The sequence below is a fragment of the Dactylosporangium sp. NPDC048998 genome (genome assembly GCF_043197855.1).
Lineage (GTDB): Bacteria > Actinomycetota > Actinomycetes > Mycobacteriales > Micromonosporaceae > Dactylosporangium.
This window is the reverse complement of record NZ_JBICTV010000005.1, coordinates 255,452-267,248: the sequence shown is the minus strand read 5'-3', so window position 1 is coordinate 267,248 and position 11,797 is coordinate 255,452. Positions and strand designations below refer to the sequence as shown.

Genomic DNA, 11,797 nt, shown 5'->3' with positions numbered 1-11,797 from the left:
GGTCCGCCGAGGCTTCAACCCCCTCGGCGGACCCGGTCGTTGTTCGTGCCGATCTCAGCTGTGCTCGCGCCAGAGCTCGCGCAGCGGCTCCCAGTCGCCGCCGAGGACCTCGGCGCACGCGGCCTCCATGTACAGCGCCGAGTTGCCCTCGTCGAGGTTCCACCAGATGCCGCACAGGTTCCGGCCCTCGCTGCTCGTCAGGGCGTACTCGACGTACGACCCGGGCTTCCCGCCGCCGCCGCTCTTCGGGCCGGGCGACGACTGGCCGGGCGCGAGGCTGGCCCCGGTGCCGTTCAGCCGGCTGCGGTAGTTGCGGGCGGCATCGCGGTCGACCTGCGAGCTGTACCGCACGAAGTTCAGCGTGACGCCGTTGTACCGGCAGTAGACGCGCTTGGCCTGGCCCTCCGACAGCTTGGGGCCGCCCGGCTCGGTGTCGGTCGCGCAGCCGCCCATGTCCGCCAGCCATGGCGCGGCCAGCGGCTCCAGGTCGCCGTCGAACTTGGGCTTGTTCAGCGCGAGCTGCGTCTTCGCGAACGTGCCGGGGGTCGGGCTGGGCGTCGGCGTGGGCTGGCCGCTCGGACTGGCGTGCGGCTCGCCGCCGCTGGACCCGCCCCTGCCCACGAGGTAGCCGCCGCCACCGGCGAGCGCGCCGACGACCACCGCCGCCACGATGCCCCAGACGAGGCCCTTGCGGCCGCCGCCCGGCGGCTGCTCGGCCTTGGGCGGCTCCGTCGCCGCCGCGGACCAGCTCGGCGGCACCTGCTGCTGCGCCGGCTGCATCTCCGGCGGCCACGAGCTCTGGGCGGGCTGCCCGCCCAGGGCGAACGGCACCGGCGGCACCGAGGCCGGCTGCGGCGGGACCGACACCGGCAGCGGCGGCACGGAAACCGGCTGCGGCGGAACCGACACCGGCAGGGGCGGGACCGACACCGGGCCGCTCCAGGGCCCGGCCTGCGGCGGCTGCTGCGGCGGCACCGGCTGCCCGTACGGCGGCGCGGAGGTCTGCCCGTACGCAGGACCGTACCCCTGCTGCGGCGCCGGCGGCTGCGGCTGCTGCGCCGGCGGGTACTGGGGCTGCGGCGGGTACTGCGCCGCCGGGTACTGGGGCTGCGGCGAGTACTGGGCCGGCGGGTACTGGGAATACTGGTCCGACGTCTGCGGCGGGTACACGGGATACTGCCCGGCGTTCGGATCGCCGGGCGGCGGCGGAACGTACACGGGATATTGCCCGGCGTTCGGATCGACCGGCTGCGGCGGAACGTACACGGGATACTGCCCGGAGCCCGGATCGAACGGCTGCGGCGGCGCGCTCGACGGCGTGCCGGACGGCGGCGTCAGAGGCTCGGTGGCCTGTTCCCACTCGGACTGCCCCGGCCGGGCCTCGGGCGGCACCGCCCACGGCGACGATGGATGCATCCCCTGCGGGGGATAGCCGGATCCCGATTGCTGATGCGCCTCGTCACTCACAGGCCGCAGGGTACCAACGCCCGCACAGGTGTTCCATGGGCCGATCGCGACTCGGCCGAACGGCCGGTCGCGCCCCCAACCCAGGGCGGTCCGGCGCGTCCGGCCGCGGGCCGGTGGGGCGGATCCGTGGCAGACTCGGATGCATGCCGGAGACGCAGCTGCGGCCCGCCGTGGAGGTTGTCGACATCGGCGGGCGCGTGGTGCGGATCGTCGACGGGCACCTGATCGCGGCCGACGCCGGCGAGCCGCGCGCGATCGGGCACGACCTGCCGCACCGGGGCGTGGAGCTCAGCGTCGACGCCACCGGTTATCAGGCCCGCTGGATGCGCAGCACGTTCAGCCTGCCCGCGTTCGCCCGGTTGTTCGCCGGCGGCGCGGCCGGCGGGGCGCTGTTCCGGCTGTTCGGCCTGCCGGGCGCGGTGCTGGGCACGATCGTCGCGGTCGGGGTCGCGCGGGCCACCCGGCCGGCCCGGCCCGAGGACGTGACCGACCCAGCGGTGACGATCCAGGAGGACGGCCCCGACCTCGTGCTGCGCTCGGCGTCGCTGCCCTCGCTCGTGCTGGCCGTCATGGAGCTCACCGACACGACCGGCCCGGTCACCGTCAGCCCCGCGGCGCTGCCCGAGACCGCCGCCGGGGTCCGGCTCGACGACGTCGGCGGCCTGGAGGACGTCGTGGCGCAGTTCCGCGACGTCGCCGTGTCGTTCCGCCACCCGGACGTGATGGCCCGGTGGGGCGCCACCCGGCCGCAGGGCATCCTGCTCTACGGCCCGCCCGGCACCGGCAAGACCATGCTCGCCCAGGCGCTGGCCAACGAGATCGGCGCCGAGCTGCGCGAGATCCGCACCCCGGAGATCCTCGACAAGTGGGTCGGCAACTCCGAGAAGAACATCCAGCGCATCTTCACCGAGGCCCGCGCCCTGCGCGCGCCCGCGGTGCTGCTCTTCGACGAGTTCGACTCGATCATCAGCTACACCGGCACGGCGTTCGACGCCGCCGGGCAGATGATCAACGCGGTGGCCGGCATCTTCAAGCAGGAGATGAACACCCTCATCGAGGCCAACCCCAACGTGATCGTCGTGGCCACCACCAACTTCCCCGACCGCGTGGACGCGTCGCTGGTCCGCTCCGGCCGCTTCGACCTGAAGCTGGCGATCCCGCTGCCGTCAAGCCGCGCCCGCGCCGACATCCTGACGAAGCTGATCCGCACGCTGATCTCCCGGCACGAGACGCCGGCCTTCCGGATGTTCGCCGACGACGTGGACGCCGGCGAGCTGGCCGCCGCCGCGACGGGCCTGACCGGCGCGGACCTGAAGGAGGCGCTGCGCCGCGCCCAGCTGGACAAGGCGATGCGCGAGGCCCGCTCCGGGTCCCCGGCCGGCCCGATCACCCACGCCGACCTCCTGGCGGCCGTCACCCGCCTGCGCAGCGCGGAGACCGGCGCGTAACGCCCGCCGCACCGTCGGCGTCGTCGTAGTCCCAGCGTCAGATGGCGCCTGGAGGTGGCGCAGCGTCACCTCCTACTCATCCGGGTCCCAGGCCACGAGCAGGACCAGCTCACCGGCCGTGCCCCGGCAACCGGACAGCGATTTTTCATCGCCGACGCGGCAAGCGCGCGGCACGGGCCGTGAGGCGTTCCTCGATCCCACATGCGAGGGGGACCGCATCGATCCGCACCGGGGGCTGCCACCCCGTCAGGCGTGGACGTACGGCGTCGTGGTGGCCAGGCGGACGAAGCCGAGCCGCTGCAGGATCGGGCTGCTGTCGTCGGAGGCGTCGACCTGCAGGTAGCGGTAGCCGGCCGCCGCGGCCAGCGCGGCGCGGTGCGCGACGAGGGCACGGAAGACGCCGCGGCCGCGCCAGTCCGGGGACGTGCCGCCGCCCCAGATGCTCGCGAACTCGGTGCCCGGGTGGAACTCGACCCGCCCGGCGCAGATCGGGCGGTCGCCGGCCATGGCGACGACGGCCTGCACGATGTCGGGGCGGGCGAGCAGGTGCCGGCCGATCGCCGAGTGGTCGCCGCCGAAGACCTCGTCGTGGACGCGGACCAGCAAGTCGGCCTCGCGCTCGCCGGTGACGGGCACCAGGCGTACCGAATCGGGAAGCTCCACCGACCGCGGGAGCGCGTCGATCTCGGCGACGAGCAGCGACTCCGGCGGATCCGGCTCGAAGCCCGCCGCCAGCAGGCGGGCGGGCAGGTCGGCTGGGCGGTCGTGCGAGTACAGCTTCCACTCCCACGGCAGCCCGGCCGCGGCGAAGCGGCGGACCTGGGCCGCGACGACCGCGCCGGCGTCCAGGCCGGTCAGGTCGGACCAGGTGATGCCGGCCCAGCCGTCGTCGGCGGAGACGACCCGCACGATGCCGGGCTCGCGCTCGACGATCGCGCCGGGGCCCTCCTGCGGCCGCTGGCGGATCTCCCGGTCGAACCGTGCGAGGATCTCGTCGGCGTTCATGGGCTCACCCGACACCGGCCGCCCCTGGCCCCGCAACCGAATTCCGCGCCGCCGGCGACGCAGCCGCGGGCGTGCGCGCCGCCGGGGCGGAGGCCCGGTGCGCCCCCGGGGTGTGGCCGAACGTCCGGCGGAACGCGTCGATGAAGGCGCTCGCCGAGGACCAGCCGCACGCGTGCGCGACCGCCGTCACCGCCGCGCCCTCGGCCAGCAGGACGGCCGCGCGGTGCAGGCGCAGCCGGGCGCGCCATTGCGGGAACGTCATGCCGAGGTCGGCCCGGAACAGCCGGGCCAGGGTCCGCTCGCTCGCGCCGACCTGCCAGCCCAGCGCGGCCAGGGTGCGGCCGTCGGCGGGGTCGTCGCACAGGATCGCGCACAGCGCCCTGAGCCGCTCGTCGGCGGGCGCGGGCAGGTGCAGCGGCTCGCGGGGCGCGGCGGCCAGCCGGTCGAGCAGGACGGCCCGCAGCCGGCGGCGGGCCGGGCCGTCGTCGTGGGGTTCGCGGGTGTACGCCAGGATCAGCTCCCGCAGCAGCGCCCCCGCACCCACGACGGTCGGCCGGTCCCACCCTGGCGGGCCCTCCCCCGGCGGCAGCCCGACGAGGTGCAGCTCGAGCTCGCCGTGGGCCTGGTGGGCGTGCACGGTCCCGGCCGGCACCCAGATCGCCCGGGTGGCCGGCGCGATCCACGAGCCGGCGTCGGTGGTGACGGTGAGCACGCCGCCCGCGGCGTAGACGAGCTGGTGGTCGTCGTGGCGGTGGGCTTCGATCGCGTCGCCGGGCGCGAGCCACCGCGCGCGGGTCGGCGCGACGGGCTGGTGGCGAATCTCCGGCATCGTACTTGGCAGTTTATCGGCATTGGTTGGCGGTTTATCGGAAGCCGGTCAGGCCGGGCACGGCGAGCATGGTCCGGTGCGGAAGAAGACATCGATCGTCCTGCTGGCGGCCGGGCACGCCTGCGTGGACGTGTACCAGGGCGCGGTGGCCGCCCTCGTGCCGCTGTTCGTGGCCGAGCGGGCGTACACGTACGCGGCCGCGTCGGGCGTGGTGCTCGCCGCGACGCTGCTGTCGTCGGTGGCGCAGCCGCTGTTCGGAGCGCTGACCGACCGATGGCCGCTGCCGTGGCTGCTGCCGGCGAGCACCGTGCTCGGCGGCCTCGGCATCGCGGCGGCCGGCGTCGCCGGCTCCTATCCGCTGACCCTCGCGTGCGTCGCGCTGTCCGGACTCGGGGTGGCCGCCTACCATCCCGAGTCCGCGCGGGTGGCCCGGCGCGCGGGGCGGGGCAGCCACGTCGCGATGGGCTGGTTCTCGCTGGGCGGCAACGTGGGCTTCGCCGCCGCGCCGCTGCTGGTCGCCGCGTGCGGCCTGCGGCTGTCCCCGCTGCTGGTCGTGCCCGCGCTGGCGGGCGCCGCGCTGTGCGTCCCGGTGCTGCGCGCGCTCGCCGCGGACGCGAGCGGCGGCCCGGCCGCCAGCGTGGCCGGCGTGGCCGGCGTGGCCGGCGGCGCAGGCAACGGCACTGGCGGCGGCACTGGCGTTGACACTTCCGCTAAATCGGAAATTTCGCCTCCTAGTACGAAAAATCCGGTTCACGCCGACGACCGCGGCTCGTTCGCCCGGCTCACGGCCGCCGTGGTCTTCCGGTCGGTCGCGTTCGTCGGCCTGAGCACGTTCATCGCGGTGTACGCCCGGCAGCAACTCGGCGGCGGCCCCGCGGCCGGCACGGCGGCGCTCGTGGTGCTCTACCTCGGCGGCGCGCTCGGCACCGTTGCCGGGGGCCGGCTGGCCGAGCGCTGGGACCGGGTCACGGTCGTACGCCACGCGTACCTGCTCACCGTGGCCGCCGTGGCCGGGATCGTGCTGGTGCCGGGCCCCGCGGTGTACCTGTTCGTCGCCGCCACCTCGGCCGGCCTGTACGTCCCGTTCTCGCTGCAGGTCACGCTCGGCCAGGACTACCTGCCGACCCGCGTCGGCACCGCCGCCGGCGTGACGCTCGGCCTGGCCGTCAGCGCGGGCGGGGTGGCCGCCCCGGCGATCGGCGCGCTGGCCGACGCCACGTCGCTGCGGGCCGCCCTGGCCCCGCTGATCGTGATGCCGGCCCTGGCCTGGCTGGCCCTGCGCACGGTCCCCGAACCTCCCGCGATCACCGCCTGACCGTCGGCGCGCGGCCGGCCTTCGCGGGGAAGGCCGGCCGCGCGGGCCGGGCCCGGATCAGGCCCGAATCAGACGCGGTGGGCGCCGATTGCGCGGCGGCCCAGCAGCGGCACGAGGCTCAGCAGCAGGCCGGCCACGGCCACCCCGGTCACCAGGTTGATGCCCGGATGGAACTGGCCGAAGTCGGCGCCGCCCGCCGGGGCGCCGGCCGCGACCAGCGCGGTCACGACCGCCAGGACGAGGGCCGCGCCGACCTGGCCGGACGTCTGGACCAGGCCGGAGGCCAGACCCTGCTCGGCGTCGGCGATGCCGTCGGTGGCCTGGGCCATGATCGAGCTGAAGCCGAACGCGAACCCTCCGCCCAGCAGCAGCATCGTCGGCAGCGTGGTGACCGCGTAGTGCGGGGCGCTGCCCGCGGTGAGCAGGAACCAGCCGTAGCCGAGGCTCATCGACAGCATCGAGCCGACGATCAGCGGGGGCGTGCCGTGCCGGGTGATGAGCCGGCCGACGAACGGCGAGCCGAACGCCACGAGCAGGCCCGCCGGCAGCAGCGCCAGGGCCATCCGCAACGGCGACCAGTGCAGGACGTCCTGCAGGTACAGCGTCATCATGAACTGGAAGCTCAGGTACGACCCGAACAGCGCGATCATGGCAAGGTTGGCCCGCACGACGGAGCCGATCCGCAGGATGCCCAGGCGGATGAGCGGATGGCGCACCCGCCGCTCGATGGCCACGAACCCGGCCAGCAGCGCGACCGCCGCGGCGGCGAAGCCCAGGGTCGCCGGGGCGAGCCAGCCGCGCGCGGGGGCCGACACGACCGTGTAGACGGCCAGCAGCATGCCGCCGACCAAGGTGGCCGCGCCGGCCAGGTCGTGGCCGCCGTCGGCGGCCGGGCGGTCGCGCGGGATGAGCGCGATGCCGGCGGCCAGCGCGGCCACCGCGAGCGGGACCGGGATCAGAAACGTCCAGCGCCAGCCGACGCTGGTGAGCAGGCCGCCGAGGATGAGGCCGGAGGAGTACCCGCTCGCGCCGAAGACCGAGAACACCGACAGCGCGCGGTTGCGGGCCGGGCCCTCGTGGAAGGTGGTGGTGAGGATCGACAGGGCGGTCGGCGCGGTGAACGCGGCCGCCAGCCCCTTCACGAACCGGGTGGCGATCAGCAGTCCGCCGTCGTCGACCAGGCCGCCGATCAGCGACGCGACGGCGAAGACGCCGAGCGCGACGAGGAAGATGCGGCGCCGGCCGAGCAGGTCGGCGGTGCGCCCGCCGAGCAGGAGGAGGCCGCCGTACCCCAGCACGTACCCGTTGACGATCCACTGCAGCGAGGTGGTCGACAGGCCGAGTTCGCTGCCGATCGAGGGCAGCGCCACGCCGACCATGGAGACGTCGAGCCCGTCGAGGAACAGCACGGCACACAGCACCGCCAGCACGCCCCAGAGCCGTGGAGTCCAGACCTGCTCTGCCGCCCGTGGTGCTTTGGTGAGTGTCATAGTCACGAGCGGAGACGCTAGATGCGTGTGCATTCAATGTCCATGCACTAAATCCGCGCGCATTTAATGCAGGTGCAATCGCATACGGGGAGGAGTAGGATGCCGCGCATGAGGTCCGAGGGAGCCCTGATCGAGCGCTGGCGCTCGCTGCTGACCAGCTACAACGAGGTCGCGGGGCATCTCGAGCGGGCCCTGCAGGAGCGCCACGGGCTGACCATGAGCGAGTTCGAGATCCTCGACCGTCTCTTCGCGCAGGACTGTGAGAAGCGACGCATGCAAGATCTCGCCGCGGACATGTACCTGAGCCAGAGCGCCCTGTCCCGCGCGGTCGCCCGGCTGGAGAAGCACGGCCTGGTCGGCCGTGCGCTGTGCGAGGCCGACCGGCGCGGCGTGTTCGTCAACCTCACGGACGAGGGCCTGGCCCGGCACACCGCCGCGCGCCGGACCCACCTGGCGATCCTCGCCGAGCACCTGCAGCCCGCCTGACACCGTTCGACCCGACCCGGCGGTGCCGGCGCACCGCGTCGGGCTCGGTCACGCCGGCCAGGATCGCCGCCGCCACCGCACACCGACGCGTCGGCAAGGTCGGCGGGGACGTCTTCGCCGATCGGCTGGGCTACGCCGCGCCGGCGTTCCTGCGCCGGTAGTGGGAGTGCACGGCGTCCTGGCCGGTGTAGTTGGGGCCGGCCCGGTCGTCGGCGCCGAGGTACTCGTACGGCAGCGCGACGTCGCCGCGGTCGTCCCGCCCGATCCGCCGGCGGCGGCCGTCGTAGCTGAAGCCGGCCTCGCGCAGGTCCGTGGCCAGGCGCCGGCCGGCCGGGGAACCGTCGGCCAGCCGCACCGCGGCGAGATCGAGGTCGGCGACCAGCCGTCCGCCGTCGGTCAGCCACCCCGCCGCGCGGGCCAGCAGGCCCAGCTTGTCGCCGACGTAGTGCAGGCCGTGGACGCTGGTGATGAGGTCGTACCGCCGGTGCGGCGCCCATGCGAGCACGGGCGCCGCGGTCAGCCGCAGCCAGGGCACGTCCGGGGCCGGGTCGAAGGCGTCCACGAGGTCGACGCCCTGCACCAGCACCCGGCCGGCCACGCCCTGCTCGTCCAGCCGGCCGGCCGCCTGGATCAGCGCGCGGCCGGAGCCGCAGCACAGGTCGAGCCAGGCGACCGTGTCCGGCGCACCGGTGACGCGCAGCAGGGCCGCGAGCACGTCGACGGGGTCGAAGCCGAGCTCCCGCTCGTAGCTGTTGACGCCGGAGAGTTGCCGTTCGCGGTTCATCGCGGAGTTCGCCACCACTGCCGATCCGGCGAGGGCGTCGTCGTCGAGCAGGGGCACCGCGACATGATCGCAGCTAATGCCGGTGGCGGGAACCCCCATGATCGTCCCCGGCCGGGTCGTCGGAGCCGTGCCCGCCGCGGAGGCCGCCGTGGTCGTCCATCGACGGGCCGGCGGACGGGGTTCCGCCCGGCGTGCGGCTGCCGTGCGGCGTGGGGTTGTCGTCGGCCGTGCCGCGGGTCGCGGAATCGTCGACGACGACCCGGGCCGGGTCGTCGTCGTGGCGGCCCGGACCCGAGCCAGAACCCGAGCCAGAACCCGGGCCGTTGGCCGCGAGGGCCGTGCCGCCGATCGCCAGGACCGCGGCGGTCGTGGCGCTGATCACCAGGAGTCTGCGCATGTGCGGTACACCTTCCATCGCTTGTGCTTGTGCCACAAACGGTGCCGGGCGTTGCGTCAACGGGGTCCTGGCGCGGGGCTAAGGATCGGTTAAGAGCTCCAGGGTCACCCGGGAACCCGCGACCGTGAGGCGGCCGCCGGTGGACTCCGCGGTGCGGCGGGCGATGTCGAGGCCCAGGCCGGTCGAGCCGCCGCCGCTGACGCCGCGCGCGCCGGCCGCCGGGTCGAAGCCGGGGCCGTCGTCCTGCACGACCAGCGCGGCGCCGCGCGCGATCCCGCGCAGGGCGACCGCGAACCCGACGCCCTCGTCGGTGTGCGCGAAGACGTTGCCCAGCAGCGCGTCCACGGCGGCGGCGAGATCGGCGGCGGACACCGCGACCGGCAGCGGGCCCGGGTCCAGTTCCGTGCGCACGGCGCGGCCCTGGTCCTCGGCGAGCACCGCCCAGAACGCGACCCGCTCGGCGACGACCGCCGCAGCGTCGCACGCGGGCGCGCCGCGCTCCCGCCGGGCGTCCTCGATGGCCGCGGTGAGCGCCCGGTCCAGGGCGGCCACGTGCTCGAGCATCCGCGCCGCCTCGGCCGGGTCGGCGAGGCCCTCGGCGTCCAGGCGCAGCGCGGTCATCGGGGTGCGCATCCGGTGCGAGAGGTCGGCGGCGGCCTCGCGCTCCTGGCGCAGCAGGTCGCGGATCCGCGCGGCGAGCCGGTTGAGCGCGGCGGCGACGGCGCGCACCTCGGGCGGCCCGGCGCCGGCCGGGGCGCGGCGGTCCAGGTCGCCGGCGGAGAGCCCCTCGGAGACCGCGGCGAGTGTCCTGATCGGACGGACGACCGCGACCGCGAGCCGGTCGGCGACGGCGAGGCCGAGCAGCAGCAGCCCGGCGCCGACGAGGGCGAGCACGAGCCAGGACCGCGCGACGCCGCGGCGCAGGTCCGCTTCGGGGACGAACGAGCGGACGACCGCGGTGCCGCCGGGCAGGCCCTGCACGGCGACGACGACCTCCCGGCCGTCCGGATGGGCGACGGTGAAGCTGCCGCGCTGGGCCGCGAGGCGCACCGCCGGGGTCCGCTCGGCCCGGGCGCCCACGACGGTACCGTCGGGCAGGAACACGGTGACCGGGTGCGCACCGTCCACATTGGCCTGTTCGACGCTGAGCCGCAGCGACTGGGAATCGGCGGTGGCGACCAGCGCGCCCAGCGCCTGCGCCTGGGCCGCCGCGGCGGCGACCGCGCGGTCCTCGGCCGCGGCGCGCAGCAGCAGCGCGAGGGGCACCAGGAACGCGACCAGTACCAGCGCCATGGCCGCGCTGACCAGCAGCGCGAGGCGGCGCCTCACGGCAGCAGCCCGAAGCGCACGCCGACGCGGCGCACGGTGTGGATGCGCCGCGGCTCCTGCGCGGTCTCGCCGAGCTTGCGCCGCAGCCAGGACAGGTGGACGTCGACGGTCTTGTCCGCGGCCGTGTACGCCACCTGCCACACCTCGGTGAGCAGCTCCCGCTTGGAGACGACCTCGCCGGCGCGGGCGACGAGGAAGTACAGCAGGTCGAACTCGCGCGGCGTGAGGTCCAGGCCCGCGCCGTCCAGGGTGGCCGTGCGGGCCCGCGGGTCGATGCGCACCCCGTCGGCCTCGACCGTGGGGTCGCGCTCCTCGGGCCGGGCGGTGCGGCGCAGCACGGCGCGGATGCGCGCATCGATCTGGTCGGCGCCGTAGGGCTTGACCACGTAGTCGTCCGCCCCGGCGTCCAGCGCCCGCACCATCTCGCCCTCGGTACGCCGCGCGGTGACGACGATGACCGGCACCTGGCTGACCGCCCGCAGCATGCGCAGCGCCTCGCGCCCGTCGAGGTCGGGCAGGCCGAGGTCGAGCAGCACGACGTCGGGCGCCTCGGCGACGGCCAGCTTGAGGCCGTCGAGCGCGGTTGCGGCGGGCACCACCACGTGCCCGCGCCCGGCGAGGGCCCGCACGATGCCGGTGCGGATGGTCGCGTCGTCCTCCACGATCAGCACCTTCGCCATATGGGGAGGTTAACCATTCGTTAGCGTGCCCCCGCGCAGACTGGTCGGCATGAGGATGCGTTGGCCCCTGGCGGTGGGGGCGTGGCTGGCGGCCGCGGCCCTGGCGACGGCCGCCTCGATCGGCGCGGTGAACTCCCTGCGCCGCGGCCTGTTCGGCCTGTCGGACGAGCCGCTGCGCGAGTCCGAGGTGCAGGCCCAGCTGTCGCCGACGCCGTCGCTGCCGCCACCGGAGCCGTCCGGTTCCGCGACGCCGTCCGGTTCCCCGGCCGTACCGTCCGCGGCGACGCGCGCCCTGACCACCGACGGCGGCAGCCTGGTCGCGTCGTGCACGGACGGCCTGGCCACGCTGGTCTCGTGGATCCCGCGGGCCGGTTGGGAGGCCGACCACGTGGCGCGCGGCCCGGCCCCGGCGGTGTCGCTGCGCTTCAAGGCCCGCTCCGGCGGCGGCGCCGTGCGCGCCCGGGTGACCTGCCAGGACGGCGACCCGGCCCTGGCCATCGTCGGCGACGAATAGCCGCCCGGGAGGGGCGGCTGTCAGAGGGACACCGCGGCGCGGCGGAGCCAGAG

Annotated in this window: 12 protein-coding genes; 4 read left to right on the top strand and 8 right to left on the bottom strand. The window is 75.4% G+C overall.

Features of this window, described 5'->3' with window-relative positions:
- Positions 1–54: 54 nt before the first annotated feature.
- On the bottom strand, positions 55–1,467 hold the full coding sequence (locus ACGFI8_RS14955) for a hypothetical protein (protein ID WP_392804556.1): 1,413 nt from the start codon (positions 1,465–1,467) through the stop codon (positions 55–57).
- Between the two features lie 143 nt (positions 1,468–1,610).
- Between ACGFI8_RS14955 and ACGFI8_RS14950 the strand changes: the two genes are divergently transcribed.
- The gene (locus ACGFI8_RS14950) at positions 1,611–2,915 is read left to right on the top strand and encodes an ATP-binding protein (RefSeq protein WP_392804553.1); all 1,305 of its coding nucleotides are present in this window, start codon (positions 1,611–1,613) and stop codon (positions 2,913–2,915) included.
- A gap of 246 nt (positions 2,916–3,161) precedes the next feature.
- Here the strand turns inward: ACGFI8_RS14950 and ACGFI8_RS14945 are convergent, their stop codons facing one another.
- Both ACGFI8_RS14945 and ACGFI8_RS14940 read right to left on the bottom strand, forming a co-directional pair.
- Positions 3,162–3,920 carry a GNAT family N-acetyltransferase gene (locus tag ACGFI8_RS14945; RefSeq protein WP_392804550.1) on the bottom strand — a complete coding sequence of 253 codons (759 nt, stop codon included), beginning with the start codon at positions 3,918–3,920 and terminating at the stop codon, positions 3,162–3,164.
- A gap of 4 nt (positions 3,921–3,924) precedes the next feature.
- Positions 3,925–4,749, bottom strand: a complete 825-nt coding sequence (locus ACGFI8_RS14940; RefSeq protein WP_392804548.1) for an AraC family transcriptional regulator — start codon at positions 4,747–4,749, stop codon at positions 3,925–3,927.
- A 76-nt stretch (positions 4,750–4,825) separates the two neighbouring features.
- Between ACGFI8_RS14940 and ACGFI8_RS14935 the strand changes: the two genes are divergently transcribed.
- Positions 4,826–6,064 (top strand): MFS transporter, encoded by a 1,239-nt coding sequence (locus ACGFI8_RS14935; protein WP_392804545.1) that lies wholly within the window; start codon positions 4,826–4,828, stop codon positions 6,062–6,064.
- A gap of 68 nt (positions 6,065–6,132) precedes the next feature.
- Here the strand turns inward: ACGFI8_RS14935 and ACGFI8_RS14930 are convergent, their stop codons facing one another.
- A complete protein-coding gene (locus tag ACGFI8_RS14930; protein WP_392804543.1) occupies positions 6,133–7,554 on the bottom strand; it encodes an MFS transporter in 1,422 nt (473 codons plus the stop codon).
- Between the two features lie 108 nt (positions 7,555–7,662).
- Between ACGFI8_RS14930 and ACGFI8_RS14925 the strand changes: the two genes are divergently transcribed.
- Positions 7,663–8,040, top strand: coding sequence for a MarR family winged helix-turn-helix transcriptional regulator (locus ACGFI8_RS14925; protein WP_392804540.1), 378 nt, complete (start codon positions 7,663–7,665; stop codon positions 8,038–8,040).
- Between the two features lie 130 nt (positions 8,041–8,170).
- Here the strand turns inward: ACGFI8_RS14925 and ACGFI8_RS14920 are convergent, their stop codons facing one another.
- The 4 genes from ACGFI8_RS14920 to ACGFI8_RS14905 form a co-directional block, all read right to left on the bottom strand.
- Positions 8,171–8,881: a class I SAM-dependent methyltransferase gene (locus ACGFI8_RS14920; RefSeq protein WP_392804537.1), complete on the bottom strand. Its 711-nt coding sequence runs from the start codon at positions 8,879–8,881 to the stop codon at positions 8,171–8,173.
- 16 nt (positions 8,882–8,897) lie between these two features.
- The gene (locus tag ACGFI8_RS14915; RefSeq protein WP_392804535.1) at positions 8,898–9,221 is read right to left on the bottom strand and encodes a hypothetical protein; all 324 of its coding nucleotides are present in this window, start codon (positions 9,219–9,221) and stop codon (positions 8,898–8,900) included.
- A gap of 78 nt (positions 9,222–9,299) precedes the next feature.
- Positions 9,300–10,550 (bottom strand): sensor histidine kinase, encoded by a 1,251-nt coding sequence (locus tag ACGFI8_RS14910; protein WP_392804532.1) that lies wholly within the window; start codon positions 10,548–10,550, stop codon positions 9,300–9,302.
- Positions 10,547–11,230: a response regulator transcription factor gene (locus ACGFI8_RS14905; RefSeq protein WP_392804529.1), complete on the bottom strand. Its 684-nt coding sequence runs from the start codon at positions 11,228–11,230 to the stop codon at positions 10,547–10,549. The genes ACGFI8_RS14910 and ACGFI8_RS14905 overlap by 4 nt, the downstream gene beginning before the upstream one ends.
- Before the next feature lie 49 nt (positions 11,231–11,279).
- Between ACGFI8_RS14905 and ACGFI8_RS14900 the strand changes: the two genes are divergently transcribed.
- Positions 11,280–11,744 (top strand): hypothetical protein, encoded by a 465-nt coding sequence (locus ACGFI8_RS14900; protein WP_392804526.1) that lies wholly within the window; start codon positions 11,280–11,282, stop codon positions 11,742–11,744.
- Positions 11,745–11,797: the final 53 nt, after the last annotated feature.

Bases quoted from the DNA above. Each gene is read 5' to 3' on its own strand.
- ACGFI8_RS14945 (WP_392804550.1), bottom strand. From the start codon at position 3,920: ATGAACGCCGACGAGATCCTCGCACGGTTCGACCGGGAGATCCGCCAG.
- ACGFI8_RS14905 (WP_392804529.1), bottom strand. From the start codon at position 11,230: ATGGCGAAGGTGCTGATCGTGGAGGACGACGCGACCATCCGCACCGGC.
- ACGFI8_RS14900 (WP_392804526.1), top strand. From the start codon at position 11,280: ATGAGGATGCGTTGGCCCCTGGCGGTGGGGGCGTGGCTGGCGGCCGCG.
- ACGFI8_RS14950 (WP_392804553.1), top strand. From the start codon at position 1,611: ATGCCGGAGACGCAGCTGCGGCCCGCCGTGGAGGTTGTCGACATCGGC.
- ACGFI8_RS14925 (WP_392804540.1), top strand. From the start codon at position 7,663: ATGAGGTCCGAGGGAGCCCTGATCGAGCGCTGGCGCTCGCTGCTGACC.
- ACGFI8_RS14930 (WP_392804543.1), bottom strand. From the start codon at position 7,554: ATGACACTCACCAAAGCACCACGGGCGGCAGAGCAGGTCTGGACTCCA.
- ACGFI8_RS14915 (WP_392804535.1), bottom strand. From the start codon at position 9,221: ATGCGCAGACTCCTGGTGATCAGCGCCACGACCGCCGCGGTCCTGGCG.
- ACGFI8_RS14940 (WP_392804548.1), bottom strand. From the start codon at position 4,749: ATGCCGGAGATTCGCCACCAGCCCGTCGCGCCGACCCGCGCGCGGTGG.